The following is a 23,067-nucleotide window of genomic DNA, read 5'->3' on the forward strand; positions in this document are numbered from 1 at the left end:
GGGCGCATCTTCCTTTGAAACAGGAGCCGACCATGAAATACCAGACACTCGACCAACTGCAGGCCGTCGCCGTTATTGGATCCTCGGCTGAATATTCGGCAATGACACGAAACCAGCGCATCGAGCGTTGGGCGGAACTTCTCGAGCAGAATCCCGAGCGATGCCTCGCAGCGTTTTCCGGCACCGAGCATTTGCATCCGGAAGCACGAGCCACGGTGCGTGGCGAGGGGTCGGCGATTGCTGTTGCCTTCGAGGACGCGGTGCTGCGCGCATCGGGCCTAAGGGATGACACGTATGGCGAGGCCAAGCGCTTCTTCGAACTGAATGACTGGCAACTGCATGACATCGTCTGCGATTGTCACGTAGGCGCTACCATGAAAGCACGGTGGGCCGCCGCCCGGGTCCGCGCAACGATCGGCGGGAACAGGTTTCTCGCGTGGTTGAGGCAAAGGATCATGCACTGACCTCGAGTTGGGGATCGTGGCGCCTGCGGCCGTGCGATTCCCGACCGCCCCCCATTTCCGGATCAGCGCCTGTCCTGGCGATACGGCGGGTCGGTAGCGCGATCACTTTCCCTGCGTTCGGTGGGGGCAGGGCGGAGGCTGTCAACACGACATAGGCGGTCAATACAACCAGCAAAAATGGCTCGCCGGCCGCGACAACCAACCACCGGCTGGATGCAACTCATCAAATCCGTTCGTATGTTCCGACGAGTTCCGCCTGCTCGAGCAGATGTTTTTGCGCTTCCTGCCAGATACGCTGGATGCCGGCGCTTGCCGGAATAGCAAGGTTTGGCGTGTCGAGCGCGGCAAGCCGGAAATGATAGTGATGGACGCCGTGTCCGACCGGTGGTTGAGGGCCGTCATAATAGGCGTTGCCAAAATCGTTCGTCGCCTGCCTGAGGGCCTGCGGACCCGGCTTGCCGCTTGCCGCCTCGGGAAGTTCCTGGGTGTCCGGGGACATGTTGAACACCGCCCAATGGCCAAACGTTCCGCTCGGCGCATCCGGATCCTGGACGACCAGAACGAAGCTCCTTGTATCATCAGGTGCCCCCGACCACTTCAGCGGCGGAGACACGTTCTTGCCGTCCCGCGCATATCTTTCGGGGATTTTTGCGCCTTCGGCAAAGGCGGAACTGCTGAGCGTGAGTGGCATGAGTTGCTCCTTCGGAAGACAGTTGCTACGCGGATATCGGCGCATGGGGCCGACCTCAACGACCTCCCCGACGCTTGTTGTGAGAGCTTTCCTGGTTCTCTCCGCGGATGATGTTCCGATCATCGGGGTCGGCAATATCCCTCAGCTTGGGTCTGAGGTTGTCCTGCCGCAAGGCTGCACGCTCAGCGTCGGTCCTTCCCAGCTCCGTCTTCGCGTCGAAGTCCTTGCCGGCATTCTTCGTATTCTCGCGCTTTTCGACTACGCGAAGGCTTTGCTCGTGGGTTTTGTTTCCGGCCATCGACAGCCTCCTTTTTCGTACAATTCGGGGGGCTACTTGTTCGTCCGCATTTTCTGCCTTGGATTGATTCCGCCGGCCGCCGTCGTGTCGTTCTCGACGTCACCTTCGATCGTGTTCTCACCTTCAAGGTCGAGTTCGTCGCCTTCCTTGATCGTGCCCTTGGAGGTTCCGATGCCCGGATTGTTCACCAGGTCGGCATCGCTCGGCTTTTTCCACTTTGGATGTCTGCTCGTGCTCATGGGACAACTCCTTCGAGGGGTTCGGTTTCAAAACCCAAGGCCGGGCGAAATGTTCCCAGCCATTCGCCGCTCGCCGACCGCTAAAGTCCGAACGGATAGGTGTCGGGAACACCAGCTCTTACATGCTCCGGACCAAGCGGAGTTACCGCGGTGGTTTTGTCGAACCACACGAAGGCGTCGAATTGCTGGGGTAGGGAAACGTCGGCATAATGGCTGCGCAGTTCAGTTTCCGGCCGGTAGATCACTCCGATGAAGCGTTCCAGCCTGCGTTCCAGGAGCCGCTCGCGCAGCATCTCGTCGCGCTTCAGGTCGAGCAGAAAACGCGGAATGCGGCAGTCATGGCAAAGCCGCTCGTAGCTGTCGGCGTGTGAGGGCCGTACCTGCTTCACCTTCATCTCGCCGTCCCAGTCGGAGGCGGCGGCCACGGTGCCGGAATGCGTGCCCAGACCGATCAGGGCTGCCCTGTCGCCGAACCGTTGCCGGCAAAGCTGGCCGATGTTCAGTTCGTCCCGGACAACGCCCATTTCTGTATAACGGGCATCTCCGATATGCGAATTGTGCGCCCAGACAACCGCCTTGGAATTCGGTCCGTTGGCGTCCAGCAGATGTTCCAGCGTTTCGAACATATGCGTGTCACGCAGGTTCCAGGATTCCGCGCCGCCATAGTACATGATCCGGTAATAACGTTCGGCGGAGGCTATCAACCGGGCGTTCTGAGCGGCATCGAGAAAGTCGCTGCCGTCCCGCCGGGCATAGTCCAGTTGCCTGGCGAGCAGGTCTCTACATTGCTCGAGAACTGCCTGCTCGCATTCCCGGTAGCCCGAGGTCAGCGCCGCGCGGCCGTAGGTGGACGGTTCGTTTTGCCATGGGGTCAGGCAGCCATAGCGCTCGCGCGCGATCTTTGCCGCCTGAGGATCAACCCGGTCAAGATATTCGAGAACCGCAGCTATGGACCCGCTCATATTGTAGATGTCGAGGCCGTAGAACCCTGCTTGCCTGGATGGCTCGAGCTTCTCGTTGTGATCGCGCATCCAACTGGTGAAGGCCGCGACGTCGGTGTTGCGCCACATCCAGGTCGGGAACCGCTGGAATGGCGCGCTGATATCGGCTCGTGGCTCGCGATGACGAACATAGCGATCGATAGCCGCGGCGTCGGGCCAATCGGCTTCGACCGCAACGATCGTGAAACCGTGCTTCTCGATGAGCCTGCGGGTGATCGCCGCGCGTGCCTTGTAGAACTCCGACGTGCCATGGCTTGCTTCACCAAGGAGAACGACGCGCCGGTCGGCGAACCGATCGAACAATTCGCCGAAGGCGGGGTCGTCGAAATCCGGAAGCGGCTCGGCTGCCATTGCGATCATATCGGGCAGACTGGCGGGACGCGGATGCCGGAGCGGACGACCGACCTCGACGATTTCGCCACTCTCGGGCCAGCCTTGCTCGCCGATGAGCGGGACGAACCGCACGCCGCCAAAATCCTCCTCGCTGTAGGTTGCAGCGCCCGTTCGGGTGACCTTGAGCAGGCGTTGCGAATCCAGATCGTCACCAACCGGAATGACAAGCCTGCCGCCGACATCGAGTTGTTCCTGCAGGGCGAGCGGCGCGCCGGGGCCGCTGGCCGTCACCACGATGGCGTCGTAGGGCGCTGCCTCCGGCCAGCCCTTGGTGCCGTCGCCGGTCCTGACCTCGATGTTCTCGTAGCCAAGTCTCTCAAACCGACGCTTCGCGGTTTCGGCCAATCCCGGATGACGCTCGATCGTGTAGACCTGTTCGACGATCCGGCTCATCACGGCCGCCGCATAGCCCGAGCCGGTGCCAATCTCTAGAACGTGGTCACCAGCCTTGACGTCCGCCAGCTCGATCATGAGCGCGACGATGTAGGGTTGCGATATCGTCTGTCCATCAGCGATGGGCAGTGGTCCGTCTTCATAAGCGAATTCTTCGAAGCCGGGGTCGACGAAAGCCTCGCGCGGAACTTCCCGCATGGCCTGCAGGATCTCGCGATTGTGGATGCCGCGCCGGGCGATATGAACATTGACCATCCGGTCGCGAGCACTGGGAAGATCGAGCATTTTCAGCTCCCTTGGCGGCCGCTTGTCCGCGATTGTTCAAGGATATCCTTTGACACCAGCCGGTGAGCCACGTCCTCTGCCTTCAGCGGCTCTCTCCCGGTTCATGCCTCTAACCGCTGGAGGGCCTCAAAGTTCCTTCTGTATTGCATGACAAGTCCATGGACCCTGTTGGAGACGCTGACGGCTCCTGTTTGCCCAAGCGGCGTCTGGACATTGCTTCGGACGCCATTGCCAATTTGGGCTTGCTCGGGCGCGAAGTCGCTCCAGTTATCTCCAGCGAGCCGATGCTGGGGAAACCGATGCTGGAGACTGGGCGATGAACGACAAGGCCGCCACGACGACGCAGGTGATCAGCCTCGAACGGATCGATCTCATGAACCGCTACTGGAGCGCCGCGAATTACATCTCGGTTGGCCAGATCTATCTGCTCGACAATCCGCTGCTGCGCCAACCCTTGAAAGCCGAGCACGTCAAGCCGCGGCTGCTCGGCCATTGGGGTACGACGCCGGGCCTCAATTTCCTCTACCTGCATCTGAACCGGATTATCCGCGAGCGTGATCTCGATGTGCTGTTTGTCTGCGGTCCAGGGCATGGCGGTCCTGCAATGGTCGCCAACACCTGGCTCGAGGGCACCTATGGCGAGATCTACCCAGATATCGGCCATGGTGAAGACGGCCTGAGAAAACTGTTCCGGCAATTTTCCTTTCCAGGCGGGGTGCCAAGTCATGTGGCGCCGGAAACGCCCGGCTCCATTCATGAGGGCGGCGAACTCGGATATGCCCTGGTCCATGCTTTCGGCGCGGCGTTCGACAATCCGGATCTGGTGGTTGCCTGCGTGGTTGGCGACGGCGAGGCCGAAACCGGTCCGCTCGCGGCGGCATGGCATTCCAACAAATTCCTGAACCCAGCCTCGGACGGCGCGGTGCTGCCAATTCTTCATCTCAACGGCTACAAGATCGCCAACCCGACGATCTTCGGCCGCATGGATGACCAGGAGTTGCGCAACCTCTTCACCGGCTACGGCTACGAACCGTTCTTTGTCGAAGGCCATGAGCCGGTCGCCATGCACCAGGCGATGGCCAAAACGCTCGACAGGGTGCTTGATCGGATCCGTTCCATTCAGGAACAGGCGCGAGGTCCGGGATGGCGTGGCGAACGTCCGCAGTGGCCGATGATCGTCCTGCGCAGCCCCAAGGGCTGGACCGGTCCGAAAGAGGTCGATGGCGAAAAAGTCGAGGATTTCTGGCGCTCGCACCAAGTGCCGGTATCGAACGCCCGCGGCAATGACGAGCACCGCAAGATCCTCGAAACCTGGATGCGAAGCTACGAACCGGAGAAACTGTTCGATAAAGCTGGACATCTGCTCCCGGAATTAGCGGCCCTTGCCCCAACTGGAACAAAGCGCATGGGCGCAACTCCGTATGCGAATGGCGGGTTGTTGAAGCGCGACCTGGCGCTGCCGGACTGGAAAAGTCTGGCGCTCGAAGTGCCTCGGCCCGGAGGCGTCATTGCCGAAGCGACACGGATTTGTGGTGGCTATCTCCGCGAGGTCTTTCGCCTTAACGCCAAAGCGCGGAATTTCCGGCTGATGGGACCGGACGAGACGTCTTCCAATCGTCTTGACGATGTGTTCGAGGTCACGGATCGGATCTGGATGGAACGTATCGAGCCCTACGACGTCCATCTTTCCCGCGACGGCCGTGTCATGGAAGTGCTGAGCGAGCATCTCTGCCAGGGTTGGCTGGAAGGCTATCTGCTTACCGGCCGCCACGGTCTGTTCTCATGCTACGAGGCGTTCATTCACATCGTCGACTCTATGGTCAACCAGCATGCGAAATGGTTGAAAACCTCTGGCGAGCTTGCCTGGCGCAAGCCGATCGCCTCGCTCAATTACCTGCTGACCTCTCATGTCTGGCGGCAGGATCACAATGGCTTCAGTCATCAGGACCCGGGCTTCGCTGACTTTGTCGCCAACAAGAAGGCTGACACGGTCAGGCTCTATTTCCCGCCCGATGCCAACACGCTGCTGTGGATCACCGACCATTGCCTGAGAACCTACAACCGCATCAACGTCATCACCGCCGGCAAGCAGCCGACGCCGCAATGGCTGTCTATCGAAGACGCTGAAGCGCACTGCAAGGCCGGCGCGGGCATCTGGGAATGGGCTGGCACGGTTTCAAAAGGCGAGGAGCCAGATGTGGTGCTGGCTTGTGCCGGCGACGTTCCGACGCTGGAAACGCTGGCTGCGACGGACATTCTTCGCTCTGCAATCCCCGATCTGAAAATCCGCGTCGTCAACGTCGTCGACCTGATGACATTGCAGTCGAACACCGAACACCCGCATGGGCTCACCGACCAGGCTTTCGATGCGCTGTTCACCAAGACAAGGCCGGTCATCTTCGCCTATCACGGCTATCCCTACCTCATCCATCGCTTGACCTACCGTCGTGCCAATCATGACAACATGCATGTGCACGGCTTTCGTGAGGAGGGCACCACGACGACACCGTTCGACATGGTGGTGCTCAACGAACTCGATCGCTACCATCTCGCACTTGCCGCGATCGCACGCGTGCCGGGCTTGGCCGAAAGAGCCGAAAGCCTCGCTGGCGAACTTCACGATCGACTGGTCAAGCACAAGGCCTATGTCCGCGAGCACGGCGAAGACATGCCCGAGATCCGGAAATGGAGTTGGCCGGCTGCGAACGGTGCAAAGGCTGGTCGATGAGTCAGTCGATCCTGGCGTTGAATGCCGGCTCGTCCAGCGTCAAGTTCGCGCTATACGATCTTGGCTCGCCGGATGGCCAGCAGCTCGTTTCGCGAGGCACTCTGGATCTGGGCGACGCGCCCAGACTCACCGCAAAAGCGGCCGATGGAACAGTGCAGTGTGATAGGCAGTTCACTGGGGACGATCCGCATGGCGCGGGTATCGGCGAAATACTGAGTTTGGTGCAGCGCGAACTTGGTGGAAGAAAACTGATCTGCACCGGCCACCGTATCGTGCATGGGGGAAACGAGTTCAGCAAACCTGTCCGACTGACGCCCGGTACCATCGAGGCCCTGGACAGGCTGACCGCACTCGCGCCTTTGCATCAGCCTCGCAGTCTCGCACCAGTTCGCGCGATAGCTGCATTGCAACCGGATTTACCACAGATCGGATGTTTCGATATCGCGTTCCACCAGACGATCGATCCGCTCGTGCGGCGCTTTGCCCTGCCGCAAAAATATGAACGGGAGGGGCTGCGACGCTACGGATTTCATGGCCTCTCCTACGAATATATTGCTGGGCGGCTGAGCGAGATATCGCCCGCCCTCGCGGCAAAACGGACAATCGTCGCTCATCTCGGCAATGGGGCAAGCCTTTGCGCTCTGTGCGAGGGCAAAAGCGTCGATACGACGATGGGCTTTTCGGCACTGGATGGCCTTGTCATGGGTACGCGTTGCGGAGCCATTGATCCCGGCGTGCTGTTGTACTTCCTGCTGGAAAGAGGCATGGCGGCGGACGAGCTGCAGACGATGCTCTATGAGAAATCCGGACTGCTCGGGGTGTCCGGCATTTCGGGCGACATGCGCACGCTGGAGGCAAGCAGCGACCCTCGCGCCCACGAGGCGATTAGGCTTTTCGCCTTCCGCGCCGCGAGGGAGGCAGCAGCGCTCGCAAACACCATGGGTGGTCTCGAATGCCTCGTGTTCACCGCCGGCATCGGCGAAAGGTCATCGTCCATCCGCAAGAAGATATGCGAAAAATTGACGTGGCTCGGCGTGGCGCTCGACGAGCCGGCCAATGACGCCCACGCCGAGATCGTCAGCCGTCCGGACAGCAAGGTGGAAGTGCGTGTGATTGCGACTGACGAGGAAAGCGTCATCGCGCGCCATAGCCGCGCGGTAATGCAGGCCGGGTCCGCAACTTAAGGCCAGCGAGCCGGCTTCTGCTCACCTTGGGACTATTCCTGCCGTGCTTTCGCACGAGGCCTTGGCTAGCAAGTCCGCGGCCGTGAGAAGGCTGCCGACACCTGCGGGCGCCTTAAGCGTCGCCCCTGTCGCCGATCATGGATGTGTCAGCAAAGGGAACCAGATAGGGCGTGCCGCGTCATAGAAGCAGAGTTCTGTTGCAGTCCAGGAGTGACATTGATGATCAGGCTCCTTCTTGTCGTCGCGGCGGTGCTCGTCCTCGCATGCGGCGGGACGGCGGCGGCCAAGCTGGACTCAATCGCTGTCAATCAGGCCCAATTCGCTGCCGGAGAGCCAAAGGGCATCGATCCGACAGTCCTGAAGGCGCAGATTCTCCTGGATCGCGCCCGTTTCTCGCCGGGCTTGATCGACGGCCGTCTGTCAGAGAATTTCGCCAAGGCGGTTAGCGCCTTTCAGACCGCGAACGGATTCCGGGCCGACGGCAAGCTCACCCGGGAGACCTGGGACAAGCTCGCCGCAAATTCCGCCGGCCCGGTCCTGGTACCCTATGAGGTAACGCCCAAGGATGTACGCGGACCCTTCACCAAGCGTATTCCGGCTCGCATGGAGAAGATGGCCCACCTGCGGCGGCTCGGCTATCACAACGCGGTGGAGAAGCTGGCGGAGCGCTTCCATATCAGCGAACAATTGCTCAGAGAACTCAATCCGGGCATCGGCTTCAGGAAGCCCGGCACGATGTTGGTGGTCCCAGATGTTGGCCGGGGCGATCCTCCTGTCGCCGTTGCCGGTATCGAGATCGACAAGGGCGACCGTTCGGTGCGCGTGCTCGATGCTTCCGGCAAATGGCTCGCAGTCTACCCCGCCTCGATCGGCAGCGACGAAAAGCCGGCGCCGAGCGGGACGGCGGAAGTCAAACGCGTGGTGCACAACCCCACCTATCATTACGATCCGGACTTCGCCTTCAAGGGAGTGAAGACCAAGCGGCCCTTTACCATCGCGGCGGGCCCCAACAATCCCGTGGGATCGGTCTGGATCGACCTCTCAGTCGAAAGCTACGGCATTCACGGCACGCCCGAACCCGGCAAGATCGGCAAGACCTTCTCGCATGGCTGTATCCGGCTGACCAACTGGGATGCGGAAGACCTCGCCGCCATGGCGCAGACGGGCACGAAAGTTAACTTCAAGGACGAGATGGCGGACGCTGGCGATACGCGGCCGCAGTAGCGTTTCGCAGCCGCGCCGCCGACATGGACGCGCGGGGTTCCCGATAGCGAGACCAATATGGTGTTCCGTGGCGGTGCGGCCGACCGGGATGAAATCGGCTCCATGAAGCGTTCATGGAACAACGCTCAAACCATGCGCCCTAACGCTGGCGTCATTCAGCAAAGATCACTCGGGCATCCGCGCCATGCAGCGTGCGGCACCCTGGGAGACGGAAATGCCTGGTAATGCCTATATCAACCGGATTGCGACAGCGGTTCCCGAATATGAGGTTCATAGGTTCTATCTGCGGTTCGCGGCCTCCATGATCGCCGTCCGTCACCGGAGGATTTTCGAACGGATGGCCGGCCTTGCCGGCATAGAGAGCCGCTATTCCTGCTTCGCACCTGCTCTCGACCCGGAAGGGCCATCCGCCGACCTTGGCGGAACCTTCATTCGTGGCGCGTTCCCAGGAACGGCCATGAGAATGGCGATGTTTGGCGAAGCCGCCCCTGTGCTGGCGCAAAAAGCCGTCGACGGGCTGCATCTTGGCGACGAGGCGTCGCGCATCACCCACCTCATCGTCACCACCTGCACCGGATTTTCCGCGCCAGGCATCGACTTGGATCTGGTCAAACGCTGCGGCCTGCCGGACGGCATCGAACGCACGATGATCGGGTTCATGGGCTGCTACGCGGCGATCAACGGCCTCAAGCTTGCCCGCCATATCGTCAGGTCAGATCCACGGGCCAGGGTCTTGCTGGTCAATATCGAACTCTGCACCTTGCATCTCAGGGAAAGCCCCGAGCTGGAAAAGCTGCTGTCCTTCTGCCTCTGGGGCGATGGCTGCGCGGCAACTCTTGTCACCGCCGAGCCGCCCGGCATTGAACTCGACAGCTTTCATTGCATGGTCGCGGATGAGCGGCGCGACCTGATGAGATGGAATATTCGCGACCACGGCTTCGACATGGTTCTCTCCGGCCAGGTGCCGACGGCGATCCAAGACGTGTTGCGAAGCAATCAGGACGCCTTTCTCGGCGACCGGCCACCGGACGCGATCGACCTCTGGGCCGTGCACCCCGGCGGGCGCTCGGTCCTCGATGCCGTCGAGAGGGCGCTGAAACTTGCGCCCGCCGCGCTCACGCCATCGCGCGAGGTGCTGCGCCGATACGGCAACATGTCGTCGGCGACGGTCATGTTCGTGATGGAAGAAATGCTGAAGGCCCCATCCGGACTGCTCGGTTGCGGTATGTCGTTCGGACCCGGACTGACGGCCGAAACCATGCTTTTTCGCACCGTGTCATGAACGCGCTCAGTCACCGCAGCCTCGTCCCGGAAATCCTTGACCGGCTTGCGGCCGACGATCCGCGGGCGCTCGCCTCGCGCAGCGACCTCCGATGGATCAACGCGTTGATGTTTCAGGCGCCGATCATGGCGTCTTTGCTCAGGAAATTCCTGCCAAGAGCGCCGCACCGCATATTGGAGATCGGCGCCGGCGACGGTACCTTCATGCTCAAGCTCGGAAGGCGATTGGCACGGCACTGGCCCGAGGTAGAGCTGACCTTGCTCGACCGCGTCGGCCTTGCCAGTACCGGAGTCCTCGCCGAATTCAACAGGCTGGGATGGAGCACCGAAGTCATCACCGCCGACGTCTTCGACTGGGCCGAAGGGACTGGGGGCGAGCAGTTCGACGCGATCACCGTCAATCTGTTCCTGCATCATTTCGATGACACCGAACTCGTGCGTCTGTTTTCACTGCTGGCGTGGAAAGCCCCGCTGCTCCTGGCGACGGAACCGCTGAGGGCAAGGTTCGCGTTGGCCGCGACCCGTCTTCTCCCGGCGATCGGCGCCAACGACGTCACGCGACATGACGCGGCTCAGAGCGTGCGCGCTGGCTTTCGCGGCAAAGAGCTTTCCGACCTCTGGCTTGCGGCCGGCGGCAGGCCACTCGAGGAGCGGCGTGCCGGTCCCTTCTCGCACGTCTTCGTCGGCGCCGGTGCCAGTGCCAGTGCGCGATCGAGTTGATCATGAGACGACCATCCACCCACGATGCGATTGTCATCGGGGCCGGCCCGGCAGGCACTTCGCTGGCGTTGCTGCTGGCCCGGCGCGGGTGGACCGTGGCGGTCGTGGAAAAGAGAATGTTCCCGCGTCGCAAGGTGTGTGGCGAATACATCTCGGCAAGTAATCTAGCGCTTCTCGACCGGCTGGAGATTGGCGCGGCCTGGCGCGCCAATGCCGGCCCCGAAATCCGCCGCGTCGGCTTCTTTTCCGGCGCGACTTGCATCGAGGCGCCGATGCCGGGTGGAAAATACGGGCCTCCTGTAGAAGACGCCTTCGGCCGGGCGCTGGGCCGGGACATGCTGGACCATCTGCTGCTGCAGGCGGCGCGATCGGCAGGCGCGGAAATCTTCCAGCCTTGCCGTGCTGTCGCGATTGATCAGGATGGCGACATGCAAGCGGTGCGAATTCAGGCAAAAGACGAGAATTCCGGGGACGGAACGACAATCTTGCGGGCCCAGGTGGTCGTCGCCGCGCATGGTTCCTGGGAACCGGGGCCGCTGCCAAGCCAGCTCGAAAAGGCCAGCCACCCATCGGACCTGCTCGGCTTCAAGGCGCACTTCACCGGGTCGTCACTCGCGCCTGATCTGATGCCTCTGCTGATATTTCCCGGCGGCTATGGCGGCATGGTCCTGGCCGATCATGGCCGGCTGTCGATCTCCTGCTGCCTAAGGCGTGACATGCTCGCGCGGCTGCGCAGGACCCATAGCTCCGAACCTGATGACCCTGGGCAGGATGGCCATCCGTCGGCCGCCGACGCGGTCTTTCGCCATCTCATGGCTTCTTGCCGAGGTGTGAGCGATGCTCTTGAGGGGGCTCGCCTCGACGGTCCGTGGCTTGCAGCCGGCCCGATCCGGCCCGGCATCCGCGCCTGCCATGAAAGGGATATCTTCCGCGTCGGTAATGCCGCCGGGGAGTCTCATCCAATCATCGCCGAGGGCATCTCGATGGCACTTCAGTCCAGCTGGCTGCTGGCCGCCGAACTCGCCGGCGCGTCAAGCGGCCGGGCGGGCCGCGAAGCTACCGGCAGACGCTACCAGGCGGCCTGGAGAGGCCTGTTTTCGACGCGTGTCCACGCGGCCGCAGCCATCGCCCGATTGGCCCTTGGGCCCGGCGGCGCTGCATTGATGGGCGCGACTGTCCGGAGTTTCCCGCAGGCGCTGACACTAGGCGCGCATATAAGCGGCAAGACGAGGGCGATCCCCGGTCTTGGATGATCGGCGCTGCGGCTTCCGTTCGCAGCATTGTCCGAGCAAGGTTATGGAACATTCCATCGGAACCAGCGTTTTACCAAGGTTTTGAGGCTATTTGCCTCCAATGGCACAGCGGGGTTTGACCGCAATCCGACGTGGACGCGAACACGCGCCACATCTGTTGGAGGCACCACGATGACCCACAACCCGCACAGCACAGCCAGCGTCGCCGGCCATCCAATTCATCCCATGTTGATTCCATTCCCTATCGCTTTTTTTGTTGCTACCTTCGTTTGCGACTTGATCTTCTGGCGAACAGGCAATCCGGGATGGGTCACCGGTTCGCTGTGGCTTCTCGGAGCGGGCCTGATAATGGCGGCCCTGGCCGCTCTTGCCGGCTTGACCGACGTTCTGGGCGATATTCAGATTCGCAATCTCATAACGGCATGGCTTCATGCAGGGGGAAATATACTCGTCGTCCTGATCGAACTTTACAACTGGTACTCCCGATACGAGCATGGGGAGGCGGCTGTGGTTCCCACTGGCCTGATCCTCTCGCTGATAGTGGTTCTCATCCTGCTGTTTACAGGCTGGAAGGGATGGGAAATGGTCTATCGGCATCGCGTGGGTGTCGCTGACGGTTCGGACGAATTGCGCTGAACCGGCGCGGCTTGCAACCGGGGTATCGTTGCAAGTGCCAGCCTGCATCTCGACGCCCATGATCGTGATCTCAAAAAGATGCAAACCACCGGCCGGATCGGTACCCGCGAGCGCTTCCGGTAAATCCGCAAGATTTTTCCGCTGAGGTGAAGCGCCGCCCTTTGCTTCCTACGGCACGTGCGAGCCCCACGAAATCGGCGCTTTGACCGTGTCAGCTTCAACGTTGTCTACCATGTCGGGCCAAACACTCTCCCGAAAGCGCCTGGAACCTCGATCTATCGCTCGCGTTTCCGACGGGAGGTTCGAAAATGGTCCGGCGTCTGTCCTGGAAATCGATGATTGATCATAACGCGCCGCTGGTGTTGCCGTCGGCGGGCGACGCGCTGACGGCCCGGTTGATCGAGCGCGCCGGATTCCCGGCCTATCAGATCGGCGGGTTCGCCATGGTCGCGGCCATGCACGCCGTGCCCGACATCGATCTCGAACAGTTTGGCGAAAAGCATGCCAGGGCACGTGAGATCGTCGAGGCTTCCGACCTGCCGGTGCTGATCGACGGCGACGACGGCTATGGCGACGTCAAGAACGTGACGCGCACCGTCAGGAGCTACGAGGCGATCGGTGCCTCGGCTCTGTTCATCGAGGACCAGAAGCCACCCAAACGCTGCGGCCACATGGCTGGCAAGGAGGTCGTTGCGCCGGAATTCATGGAGCAAAAGATACGCGCCGCCGTCGCGGCACGCGCCGACCCGGATTTCTTCCTGCTTGCCCGCACCGATGCGCGGCAGCCGCACGGGCTGCGCGATGCGATCGACCGCGGCAAGCGCTATCTCGATGCCGGCGCCGACGGTGTCTACGTCGAGGGGCCGACCAGCGTGGAGGAGCTGATCCAGGTCGGCGAGGCGTTCAGAAACGTTCCACTGGCCACCAGCATCCTGGAGCGCGGCGGCAAGACGCCTTGGCAATCGCCTGCCGAGTTGCATGAAATGGGCTACGACATGATCCTTTATCCGACGACGCTTTTGTTCCGCGCTGTCCATGCCCTGCAGCAGGCGCTCCACGATTTGCGGCAAGGCAAGCCGCTGGTGCCGGAAGCAAGCGTCGACCTCGCGGGCTTCGAGGACATCGTGCGCATGTCTGAATGGGCCGGTATCGAGAACCGTTTCATGGGTCAATCTCACGACGGCATGATAAAGAAAATCAAGCAGAAGCTGTCAGGAGAGTGACCCTGCACGGCCCGCGATCGAGCACTTCATTTCCCGACGGCCCGCCGTTCCCCAAAGCGGCGATATTTGTGATGATCACGAATGAATTCATTGAAGAAACGGCCTTTGGATGAGGCCTTTCTGAAAGCGGCGTAGGTTGCCGGGGCCACGTCCTCATAGTCATAGCGGATACCGCTCGGCACGAACCAGACGGAGAGGATCCTGGTCGCGGGGTCGTAGTTCGTGTTGCGGATCACAGTCGACGGCATGTCGGCACCCGATGTCACTCGGACAAAACCCGCTGGGGATTGTCCGGTTCCACTCCTGCCACGCCTCACCACTACCGCTATCTGTCACGCGGATTGCTGAATATGGGCAGAGATGTGCCGGTACCGAAATCGTGAAAGAGCGAACGCAGGAGAGGCTATTTGATCTGCTCGAACGTACATTGCCGTGGTGCCTTGTCCGGTCGCCAGCGCAGCAGCTTGGTACCATGGCGGAACCGGTCGCTGGTAACATGATCGAAGCGAACCTCAACCACAAGTTCGGGTCTCAGCGGTTCCCACTCTCCGCTGCGCTCGGTACTCCAACGGCTCGGCCCACCGGGCGCCTTGCCGGTGAACCCAGGCTCGGCCCGTAGCCCCTCCAGCCTTCTCGTGAGCGCTGCCCTGTCATTGTTGCCGATAGTCGAGGTGAAGCCGACATGGTCGAGCTTGCCGTCATCATTGTAGAGACCGAGGAGCAGCGAGCCGACGTCACGACTGCCAGCGAGGTAGCGGAAACCCCCGACGACGCAATCGGCGCTACGCAGCCGCTTTACCTTTACCATTGCACGTTGGCCGGGCAGATAATGACCCTCGAGCAATTTGGCGACGATGCCGTCGGTCGACCCATGTCCGGCTCCCCTTAGCCACTGTGCTGCGGTGGCGTTGTCATGCGTGCACTTCGACAGACGAAGATCCGGATTGTCCGAGGAGGTCACGAAATCCTCGATCGCCCGCCTCCTCTCGGCAAGTGGTCTGTCCGTGATGATCCGACCGCCGGGTTCGGCAAGCACGTCGAAGAGGATCAGCTTGGCGGGCGTTTCCAAGCTCAGCCTACGGATTCTGCTCTGCGCAGGGTGAAGACGCATCTGTAACGCTTCGAAGGAGAGCGTGCCATCGACCTCGATGACGATCTCGCCGTCGATGACGAAATGCCCACTCTTGAGGTCGCGTACCGCCGCGATGATCTCAGGAAAATAGCGGCCGAGCGGCTTTCCGGACTTGGCGCGCAAGTCCACGGCATTGCCATTCTTGAATACCAGGCAGCGAAATCCATCCCATTTGGGTTCGTACTGCCAGGGCCCATTTTTTTCGGGGATCGCGTCGGCAATCTTCGCCTCCATTGGACGGATGTCGAGCGGCAGTGGAAAGATGTTCATTGATCTCTGGTCCCGAGGACGCGATGCCAAAACCTCAACCGTCTTGCGGCCGCTCCGTTCCGTTGGATAACGCAGGTGACGGAGCTCGGAGTGCCGCCTGTTGAAGCACACGGAGTTTTCCGATTGCCGCCGGGAATGCCGGCATTGTCATGGCGAGATTTCAGACGATCAGAAATTCGCTCAAGCTGGATGAGCGAGGCCCGACCGTTCTGGAAGATTTCGACAACGCCGTTGGAAACAATCTGGAGGTTGCCGGATAGGTTCGCTTCACCATCTAAGGACCATGCCGTCGCTCAAATCCAAGACTGCCGCTCCCGCGCGCCAAGCCGATCTCTTCGGTGCCACCGACGATCTGCCGGAGGGTTTCTTCTATCGGCCCGACTTGATCACACCGGAAGAAGAAACCGAACTCGCCCGGCACCTGGAAGGCCTGCCTTTTCAAGCGTTTGATTTTCATGGCCATCCGGCAAACCGACGCGTCGTCGGTTTTGGCTTGCGCTACGATTACGAGCGGCGTGAAGTCGTGGAGGCGCCCCCGATACCTGATTTTCTGTTGTCTCTGCGCAAGAAGGTCGCGGTCTTGGCTAGCCGGCCAGCCGAAGCTTTCGCGCAGGTGTTGATCAACGAGTACCAGTCTGGCGCTGGCATCGGCTGGCACCGCGACAAGCCTCATTTCGAAGACGTGGCGGGTGTTTCGCTGCTGGCGCCTTGCAGTTTCCGCCTCCGGCGAAAGAACGGCACCAGATGGGATCGAAAGACCATCCTCGTCGAGCCACGGTCGGCCTATCTCATGACCGGTCCCTCGCGCACGGAATGGGAGCACAGCATCCCGCCGCTTGCCGAGCACCGCTATTCGATCACCTTGCGGACATTGCGGGCTTAAGATCCCTGTGCCTCACGCTGGCCTTTCAGAATGCTGGGGCTTTGCGACGGGCTCTCACGATGAACGCCAGCTGTTCCTCTTCAACGCTGGTGCACAGCGCGACGTGACTTCCGCAACCCACTGCGTACTCACAGGCTTGCGGGTAAATCGGGCTTGGCTGCACAATTCAAACCACCTTTCCAACCATGCCGATTGCCCTAGCTGTCTCCTCGAGAGGAAATTGGATATGGCGATCTATGGTCTGAGGGTGATCAGCTTCATTTTCGTTGCATTGGCTTTCATCCCGGCCGGCGCGCATCTCTTCGCGATGTTCAACAAGATGAAGCTCGACGGGACGAGTTATCTGGCCGCGCAACGCGCCTATGATGGCTGGAGCCTGTTTGGCATCGTGGTGCTGGGGGCGTTGCTCTCGACGGCTGCCCTGGCCGTTTTGCTTTATCGGTCAGGCGGATCGTTTGGTTTGATCGTGGTCGCCTTTCTCAGCATCGGCGCCACGCAGTTTGCCTTCTGGACGCTGACATATCCGATCAATCGGGCAACGCGGAATTGGACTATTCTGCCTGAAAACTGGGAGTTGCTCCGGCGCCAATGGGAATATTCGCATGCCATCGCCGCGGGTCTCAATGCCTTGGCGCTGCTGCTGGTTTTCATATCGGCGCTTCGCACCGCAGGGCGCTGAGCAGCATTCGCATGTGCTATCTCGGTGCAAATTCCGCCAGCGCCCTGACGAATGCCTCCGGTGCCTCGATAGGCAGAAACTCGCCGCAATTGGCGATCACATGGCCTTGCAGGTTCTTCGCACCCGATAGCCTCAAACCTTCGAGATAGTCGTCGATCGATCCGCAGTCGGCGTCACCGCGGATGTAGAGAAGTGGAACCCCGATGCTTGCCCGAACGGCATTGGCCTTGGCATCCGCTTCAAATGCGCGATACCAGTCAAAGCCGGCCCTGAGTGCCTCCGGCCTCGAATAGGCCGCGGTGAATATCTGCCGCATTTCATTCGTCACGGCACCATGCCGGCCAGCGAGCAGATCGAAGAAGAAGTCGAAATACGCACGCTGATGGCCGGTCACCAACAATTCCGGCAGCTCCGGCACCGCATGGAACGCAAAGTGCCAGATGGCCGGGTTTGCGATTACATCAGCCCATGGATGAAGGCCGGGTATGACCGTATTCATCGGCACCGCGCCAACGATGCGGTCACCGTAATAGCGCGCTGCGGCGAAGGCGATCATGCCGCCGACGTCAAAGCCGGCAACCACCATGGACCTGGCGCCAATCGCCTCGGCGGCTGAAATCACGATATCTGCCAGGACTTTCTTCTCCGCCGATGGCGGGGCACCTCGCGATCCGCCAATCTCCGGAAGGTCGAAAGCCAAAGTGAAGTATCGCTTGCCGAGTTCGTCGAGCACTCCATCGTAGATTTCTCTGGAGTGGGGCCAGCCATGGAGAAGGATCAGGGCAGGCCGAGCCGGATCGCCGGCCATGGACACCGCCAGCCGCACGCCGCCTACTTCTGGGGTCTGGACGAGCATTGTCTATCCATTCGCAAGAACTCCGGGGAAACGACGGTCGGTCGAATAGGTTGCCGCCAGGGCCAGCGTTGCTCGACGTCGCCGCCCGTTTCCAGCAGGCGTCATTGGATGGCAAAAACCTGGGAATTCTCGTGCCAGGTCGAGTGGCCCGTCCACGGAACAAGCCTTTACCCTCAGCGTTAAATGCCAAGCAATCCCGCAACAAGTTGCATAAACGCGCCGCCGCGTGGCAGCCGCGGCAGTTGGCTGGCATAATGCAGGAGATCTCACATGCCACTTACGGCCTTCGCCCTCAATTGCTCGCTGAAAGCTTCCAACGACAGAGAAAAATCCTCCACGGACCGGTTGCTTGCCGATGTCCTGGCGGCGCTGGTGCCGTACGGCGTCAAAGGCGAGATCCTGCGTTCGGTCGATCACGATATCAAGCCGGGTGTGCTTTCCGATATGGGCAAGGGCGATGATTGGCCGAAACTCAGGAAGAAGATACTGGCGGCCGACATCTTCGTGCTCGGCCTGCCAATCTGGCTCGGCCAGCCCTCGAGCGTGGCCAGGCGCGTTCTGGAGCGAATGGATGCATTTCTGGAGGAGACCGACGACAAAGGGCGCATGCCGGCGGCAGGAAAGGTGGCTTTGGTAGCCATCGTCGGCAACGAGGACGGGGCGCATCACTGCCACGCCGAATGTTTTCAAGCACTGAACGACGTTGGCTTCACCATTCCCGCCAATAGCGGGGTCTATTGGGTTGGCGAAGCCATGGGTGATGTCAATTATGTCGACTTGCCGGAAACACCGGAAAAGGTCTCCGGCACGATTGAAATGGCTGCATCCAACGCCGCCCATCTCGCTGGATTGTTGAAAGGCCAGGGCTATCCAGGCGTCGCAGGGTGAGTTTGTTCAAGGCATGTTGAAACTGTCAAGAACCGACCCGGGAACAGGAAGGCTTGTGGCGAGTTCATAGTCTTAGCAGGCGGGCGCCGCTGCGTTTCGCAACGGAGGTAAGCTGCAGACGGGAGAACGTCATGAGTCTCGGCACCATTCTCATCATCATTCTGATTCTTGCATTGCTTGGCGGCTTTAGTGGACTTGGCGGCGGGCCATTCTACGGCACCGGCTATTATGGTGGCGGCGGTCTTGGTCTGGTGCTGCTTATTATCATCATCCTGGTCGTGCTCGGGCGCATCTAGCGTCACCTGACGCGAATGTCCGACCCGTCGCTTCTCAGGGAGCGGCGGGCCCTTTGTAATGCCCGGATTAAACGACAGCGAAGGAGCGAGCGCTGAACGCCGATGTTTCCGGTTGGGTGAGGGCACTCAAATCACGGTTTCTCACCGTCCTCGGGCCGGGCTTGATAACCGGAGCCTCCGACGATGATCCGAGCGGCATTGCCACCTATTCACAGGCTGGTGCGCAATTTGGCTACGGACTGACATGGACGATGCTGTTCAGTTATCCACTGATGTCCGTGATTCAGGAAATCAGCGCGCGCATTGGCCGGACCACCGGCCGGGGCATCGCCGGCAACATGCGGGTCTACTATCCAAACTGGCTGCTGCAGGCGATTGTTTTTCTTCTTCTCATCGCCAATACCATCAACATCGGCGCCGACCTTGGTGCCATGGCCGACGCGTTGCGGCTTATCGTTGGCGGCCCGCAACTGCTTTACGTCGTGCTTTTTGCGGGCATATCGGTGGTTCTTCAGATATTCTTGAAATACAGCCGCTACGTCTCGATCCTGAAATGGCTGACGGTTTCGCTGTTTGCCTATTTCGGTACCATCCTGTTCGTGCACGTGCCCTGGGCGGAAATCGCGCGCGGATTGTTCATCCCGACATTGTCGCCAGACCCGCAGTTCTGGACCACGGTCGTGGCCATTTTCGGCACGACCATCAGCCCTTATCTGTTCTTCTGGCAAGCCTCGCAGGAGGTTGAAGAAGAAAAGGCCAGTCGACGCAAGCCTCTGAAAAAGGCACCGCGGCAGTCAGCCCACGCCATTAAGCGCATTCGGCTGGATACTTATGTTGGGATGGCATTCTCGAATGTGGTGGCGCTTGCCATCATGATAACCGCAGGCGCCACACTGCATGCCGGGGGTGTCACCGACATAACATCCTCGAGCCAGGCCGCGGAAGCGCTGAAACCCGTCGCCGGCCAGTTCGCCTTCACAATCTTTGCCCTCGGCATCATCGGAACCGGGCTCCTGGCAATTCCGGTCCTTGCCGGGTCGGCCGGCTATGCGCTCGGCGAGGCGCGCAAATGGCCGATCGGGCTGGAGCGCGAACCGCTGAAGGCGAAAGCGTTCTACGCAACGATCGCGCTGGCGACGTTCCTTGGTGCGTGTCTCGATTTTATGCCTGTCAATCCGATCAAAGCCCTCTACTGGAGTGCGGTGGTCAACGGCGTGGTCGCGGTCCCGGTAATGGTGGTGACGATGCTGATGACGGCGCGACGCGACGTGATGGGGAATGCTGTTGTGCCGATGGCTATGCGCCTGGTGGGCTGGGTAGCGACAGGCATCATGACGTTGGCGGCGGCGGTCATGATTTTCCAATTGTTTTACTAGCAGGCGTTCATGTGCGGCAGGGCAACCGTGATGTGGCGGAACTCGTCGACGCTCGAGGTGCCGAGCCTCCGGTCGCTGTCGAAGTGAGGACGGGTCCGCAATCAAACCAGGAACCATTCGCGGCACCACTCGTTCAGAATCCATTGGCAAATTGTGAGGATTGCAATGGTTGCGCCGCGTGCTGCCTGGAAAGGCTTCCTGAAGGTCGGATCGGTTTCATGCGGGGTCAAGATCATCGGTGCCGTCACCGAGGCCGAAAGAATTCACTTCAGGATCCTGAACCGCAAGGACGGATTGCCGGTCAGGAGCGCTTATGTCGACGACGGAACCGGCGAAACGGTCGAAGCCGAAGACCAGCTGAAAGGCTATGAGACCGGAAAAGGCGACTTCGTCCGGATCGAGCCGGCTGAAATCAAGAAGCTCAAGCTGGTGTCGCAGCATACGCTCGAGGTTGGCGGCTTCGTGCCGACTGATGACATCGATGCCCGGTATCTCGAAAAACCCTATTACCTTGTTCCTGCCGATGCCGCATCCGCGGAAGCGTATGCTGTGATCCGGGATGCAATGGCACACAAAAAGGTGGCCGCCCGCTCCTGCGTGGTGCTGTACCAGCGCGGCAGGGAAGTGCTGATCCAGGCAGAAGGCAAGGGCATGCTTTTGACCGAGCTGCGCAATCACAACGAGATGATTTCAGCGCAGTCGGTATTCAAGGGCCTGAAGGACCGTAAGGTCGATCCGGAGATGCTGGAAATCGCCCAGCTTCTGATCGACAAGAAACCCGCCAAATTCGACCCGTCGAAATTCGAAGACACCTATGAAAACGCGCTCATCGCGATGATCGAGGCAAAGCGCAAGGGCAAGAAGCCGCCGAAGCCGACGCCAGAACCCAAGACCAACGTCGTCAATCTCGCCGACATTTTGCGCAAGAGCCTCGCGCAGGAGGGTGGCAAACCCACCACCAAGGCGAAGTCGACCGCGGCGAAGCGCAAGAGTGCATAGGACTTTCACCCATCACGCGTCATCATGGTGAGGGCGTCCTTCGTGCCCGGGGGCGATAGGAGATTCTCGCCAGCGCTCTCAGTGGGGCGGCCACCCCGACATGGGCGGGGCGGACCGCCAGTGGCAGGAATTGTTAGGTCAAAATCAGCACGATCTTGAGCGTATCCGGATCGACGATGACAATCCGACCGTCGGCAAGCAGGAAATATTCATAAGTTTCGTAAGCCGGGACGATTTTGACGATGCGAGCCGGCAAACGATGCAGCCTGATTTTGTGCCGTGGAATTTCCACGCCTATGGAAATGTCGAAATCGACATTGGCCACCGTTTCGATCTTCGTCTCCCTGATCACTTGGGTGATCTGGGTTTTCTGTTCAACCGTGACATTGTTGATCGAGCCGGTCGACGTCGTATCCTGTGCAGGAGTTTTGCCCTGGGCCTGCTCATCGGTCTGGACCTTGGCCTTGCCCTGCGCCTGCTGGTCCGTGGTGGCGCCAGCCTTGCCCTGGGCCTGCTCGTCGGTCTTGACCTTGGCTTTGCCCTGCGCCTGCTGGTCCGTGGTGGCGCCGGCCTTGCCCTGGGCCTGCTCGTCGGTCTGGACCTTGGCCTTCCCCTGCGCCTGCTCGCCCATCTTCGAGCCGGTCTGGCAGTTAGCCTTCCCGGATGCACAGTTGGTATCGGCTCCTGATTGGTTTTCGGCTGGCTGTTGTGTCTGAGCCATCGCCATCCCGCAGCCGAGACCGATCGCCAACATGCTGGTCATGAGAACGTGTTTCATAGGAAATCTCCTGTGAAAAGTTCGTCCCTTCGTTGGGTAAACTTGAACCAAAAAACTTTGTTCCGAGATGGCGATGCGTGACTGCCAAAAACGACAAAGGCCGAGCGCTCTTCGAACCGAAGGAAATTCCATTCAGTGCGCCGGCTCGCTGACCAGGCTGAATCTCTTGACTTCGCAGTGCTGATCCAAGAGCGAAAGCAAATCCGTCGGCGGGCCGCTACGGTCCGGTCGCGTCCAGCCAATTTCAAATGAGAATACAGGGTCGTGGTGATCCGGACGCTCCATTCCGACCAAGCGTGCCCGATAACCCAGCGGCTTGACGATTTCGCCGAGATCGCCGGTCTTTCCCTTCTTCCAGGCGATATCGAGTTCGGCGTGATGGTCGCGCGGAATGTGCACGTCGATCCATTTCAGCACGAGAAGTGTCAACAAGGTCAGCGCCGTCCCAGCCAGCCCCAAACCGTACTGGCCGCCGCCGAACGCCAGCCCGATCGCAGTCATCACCCACAATGTGGCGGCCGTCGTGACCCCGCTGACAAGGTTGCCGCGGCGAAGGATGGCGCCGCCGCCGATAAAGCCGACACCGGTCAGCACGCCAAGCGGAAAGCGCAACACGTCCATGGAGGCAAAGGAACCGGGAGTTTTGCCGCTGACTCCCAGCAGCAGATTTGCCTGAGACATTGTGAGAGCGGCGGCCAGTCCGACCAGAATGGTTGTCCGCAGCCCTGCCGCGTGACCGCGCGCTTCGCGATCCAATCCTATCAGCGCGCCGGCAAGCACAGTGAAAACCAACCGTGCCGCTATATCTTGCCAATCCGGACTAAGGGGCATCGCAATGACCTGGATTCGAACCCTCGCGGGCACTCAATCCGCAGTCCCACGTTAGGTTCCCGACGA

General features: G+C 60.6%; 24 protein-coding genes. 15 read left to right on the forward strand and 9 right to left on the reverse strand.

Annotated features, from left to right (window positions below; genetic code table 11):
- The first annotated feature begins 32 nt into the window (after positions 1–32).
- Complete coding sequence (locus NKI73_RS02725) at positions 33–464, forward strand: hypothetical protein (protein ID WP_352627176.1); 432 nt, start codon at positions 33–35, stop codon at positions 462–464.
- A gap of 223 nt (positions 465–687) precedes the next feature.
- Here the strand turns inward: NKI73_RS02725 and NKI73_RS02730 are convergent, their stop codons facing one another.
- The 4 genes from NKI73_RS02730 to NKI73_RS02745 form a co-directional block, all read right to left on the reverse strand.
- The gene (locus NKI73_RS02730) at positions 688–1,155 is read right to left on the reverse strand and encodes a YbhB/YbcL family Raf kinase inhibitor-like protein (RefSeq protein WP_352627178.1); all 468 of its coding nucleotides are present in this window, start codon (positions 1,153–1,155) and stop codon (positions 688–690) included.
- A 55-nt stretch (positions 1,156–1,210) separates the two neighbouring features.
- Positions 1,211–1,453 (reverse strand): hypothetical protein, encoded by a 243-nt coding sequence (locus NKI73_RS02735; protein WP_352627180.1) that lies wholly within the window; start codon positions 1,451–1,453, stop codon positions 1,211–1,213.
- A gap of 32 nt (positions 1,454–1,485) precedes the next feature.
- Positions 1,486–1,692: a hypothetical protein gene (locus tag NKI73_RS02740; protein ID WP_352627181.1), complete on the reverse strand. Its 207-nt coding sequence runs from the start codon at positions 1,690–1,692 to the stop codon at positions 1,486–1,488.
- Positions 1,693–1,772: 80 nt separating this feature from the next.
- A complete protein-coding gene (locus NKI73_RS02745) occupies positions 1,773–3,764 on the reverse strand; it encodes a protein-L-isoaspartate(D-aspartate) O-methyltransferase (protein WP_352627183.1) in 1,992 nt (663 codons plus the stop codon).
- Positions 3,765–4,080: 316 nt separating this feature from the next.
- Between NKI73_RS02745 and NKI73_RS02750 the strand changes: the two genes are divergently transcribed.
- The 8 genes from NKI73_RS02750 to NKI73_RS02785 all read left to right on the forward strand — a co-directional run bounded on the left by NKI73_RS02750 (position 4,081) and on the right by NKI73_RS02785 (position 14,013).
- Positions 4,081–6,492 carry a phosphoketolase family protein gene (locus tag NKI73_RS02750; protein ID WP_352627185.1) on the forward strand — a complete coding sequence of 804 codons (2,412 nt, stop codon included), beginning with the start codon at positions 4,081–4,083 and terminating at the stop codon, positions 6,490–6,492.
- On the forward strand, positions 6,489–7,676 hold the full coding sequence (locus tag NKI73_RS02755) for an acetate/propionate family kinase (protein WP_352627187.1): 1,188 nt from the start codon (positions 6,489–6,491) through the stop codon (positions 7,674–7,676). The genes NKI73_RS02750 and NKI73_RS02755 overlap by 4 nt, the downstream gene beginning before the upstream one ends.
- A gap of 219 nt (positions 7,677–7,895) precedes the next feature.
- Positions 7,896–8,900 (forward strand): L,D-transpeptidase family protein, encoded by a 1,005-nt coding sequence (locus tag NKI73_RS02760; protein ID WP_352627188.1) that lies wholly within the window; start codon positions 7,896–7,898, stop codon positions 8,898–8,900.
- 214 nt (positions 8,901–9,114) lie between these two features.
- On the forward strand, positions 9,115–10,182 hold the full coding sequence (locus NKI73_RS02765) for a type III polyketide synthase (protein WP_352627190.1): 1,068 nt from the start codon (positions 9,115–9,117) through the stop codon (positions 10,180–10,182).
- Positions 10,179–10,901 carry a methyltransferase domain-containing protein gene (locus tag NKI73_RS02770; protein WP_352627192.1) on the forward strand — a complete coding sequence of 241 codons (723 nt, stop codon included), beginning with the start codon at positions 10,179–10,181 and terminating at the stop codon, positions 10,899–10,901. Before NKI73_RS02765 ends, NKI73_RS02770 begins: the two co-directional genes overlap by 4 nt.
- 2 nt (positions 10,902–10,903) lie before the next feature.
- Positions 10,904–12,154 (forward strand): NAD(P)/FAD-dependent oxidoreductase, encoded by a 1,251-nt coding sequence (locus NKI73_RS02775; RefSeq protein ID WP_352627193.1) that lies wholly within the window; start codon positions 10,904–10,906, stop codon positions 12,152–12,154.
- Positions 12,155–12,325: 171 nt separating this feature from the next.
- Positions 12,326–12,790: a DUF2231 domain-containing protein gene (locus NKI73_RS02780; protein ID WP_352627195.1), complete on the forward strand. Its 465-nt coding sequence runs from the start codon at positions 12,326–12,328 to the stop codon at positions 12,788–12,790.
- A 308-nt stretch (positions 12,791–13,098) separates the two neighbouring features.
- On the forward strand, positions 13,099–14,013 hold the full coding sequence (locus NKI73_RS02785) for an isocitrate lyase/PEP mutase family protein (RefSeq protein WP_352627197.1): 915 nt from the start codon (positions 13,099–13,101) through the stop codon (positions 14,011–14,013).
- Positions 14,014–14,039: 26 nt separating this feature from the next.
- Here NKI73_RS02785 and NKI73_RS02790 read toward each other — a convergent pair whose 3' ends face one another.
- Both NKI73_RS02790 and NKI73_RS02795 read right to left on the reverse strand, forming a co-directional pair.
- Entirely contained in the window at positions 14,040–14,261 is a 222-nt protein-coding gene (locus NKI73_RS02790; RefSeq protein WP_352627198.1) for a KTSC domain-containing protein, read from the reverse strand.
- A 155-nt stretch (positions 14,262–14,416) separates the two neighbouring features.
- Complete coding sequence (locus tag NKI73_RS02795; protein WP_352627321.1) at positions 14,417–15,415, reverse strand: ATP-dependent DNA ligase; 999 nt, start codon at positions 15,413–15,415, stop codon at positions 14,417–14,419.
- A 283-nt stretch (positions 15,416–15,698) separates the two neighbouring features.
- Here NKI73_RS02795 and NKI73_RS02800 point away from each other — a divergent pair, with 283 nt between their 5' ends.
- Positions 15,699–16,298 carry an alpha-ketoglutarate-dependent dioxygenase AlkB gene (locus NKI73_RS02800; protein WP_352627200.1) on the forward strand — a complete coding sequence of 200 codons (600 nt, stop codon included), beginning with the start codon at positions 15,699–15,701 and terminating at the stop codon, positions 16,296–16,298.
- Between the two features lie 226 nt (positions 16,299–16,524).
- On the forward strand, positions 16,525–16,977 hold the full coding sequence (locus NKI73_RS02805; RefSeq protein ID WP_352627323.1) for a hypothetical protein: 453 nt from the start codon (positions 16,525–16,527) through the stop codon (positions 16,975–16,977).
- A 16-nt stretch (positions 16,978–16,993) separates the two neighbouring features.
- Here NKI73_RS02805 and NKI73_RS02810 read toward each other — a convergent pair whose 3' ends face one another.
- Positions 16,994–17,785 carry an alpha/beta fold hydrolase gene (locus NKI73_RS02810; RefSeq protein ID WP_352627202.1) on the reverse strand — a complete coding sequence of 264 codons (792 nt, stop codon included), beginning with the start codon at positions 17,783–17,785 and terminating at the stop codon, positions 16,994–16,996.
- Positions 17,786–18,103: 318 nt separating this feature from the next.
- Here NKI73_RS02810 and NKI73_RS02815 point away from each other — a divergent pair, with 318 nt between their 5' ends.
- The 4 genes from NKI73_RS02815 to ku all read left to right on the forward strand — a co-directional run bounded on the left by NKI73_RS02815 (position 18,104) and on the right by ku (position 21,392).
- Complete coding sequence (locus NKI73_RS02815) at positions 18,104–18,721, forward strand: flavodoxin family protein (RefSeq protein ID WP_352627204.1); 618 nt, start codon at positions 18,104–18,106, stop codon at positions 18,719–18,721.
- A 131-nt stretch (positions 18,722–18,852) separates the two neighbouring features.
- The gene (locus tag NKI73_RS02820) at positions 18,853–19,017 is read left to right on the forward strand and encodes a DUF3309 family protein (protein ID WP_352627205.1); all 165 of its coding nucleotides are present in this window, start codon (positions 18,853–18,855) and stop codon (positions 19,015–19,017) included.
- A gap of 116 nt (positions 19,018–19,133) precedes the next feature.
- Positions 19,134–20,393, forward strand: a complete 1,260-nt coding sequence (locus NKI73_RS02825; protein WP_352627207.1) for an Nramp family divalent metal transporter — start codon at positions 19,134–19,136, stop codon at positions 20,391–20,393.
- Positions 20,394–20,558: 165 nt separating this feature from the next.
- Positions 20,559–21,392 (forward strand): non-homologous end joining protein Ku, encoded by an 834-nt coding sequence (gene ku, locus NKI73_RS02830; RefSeq protein ID WP_352627209.1) that lies wholly within the window; start codon positions 20,559–20,561, stop codon positions 21,390–21,392.
- A gap of 133 nt (positions 21,393–21,525) precedes the next feature.
- Here the strand turns inward: ku and NKI73_RS02835 are convergent, their stop codons facing one another.
- Together NKI73_RS02835 and NKI73_RS02840 are read right to left on the reverse strand one after the other, a co-directional pair.
- Entirely contained in the window at positions 21,526–22,155 is a 630-nt protein-coding gene (locus NKI73_RS02835) for a DUF1236 domain-containing protein (protein ID WP_502909535.1), read from the reverse strand.
- A 147-nt stretch (positions 22,156–22,302) separates the two neighbouring features.
- Positions 22,303–23,001 (reverse strand): MgtC/SapB family protein, encoded by a 699-nt coding sequence (locus tag NKI73_RS02840; RefSeq protein WP_352627327.1) that lies wholly within the window; start codon positions 22,999–23,001, stop codon positions 22,303–22,305.
- Positions 23,002–23,067 lie beyond the last annotated feature (66 nt).

Source organism: Mesorhizobium sp. M0496 (assembly GCF_040321205.1).
Classification (GTDB): Bacteria; Pseudomonadota; Alphaproteobacteria; order Rhizobiales; family Rhizobiaceae; genus Mesorhizobium.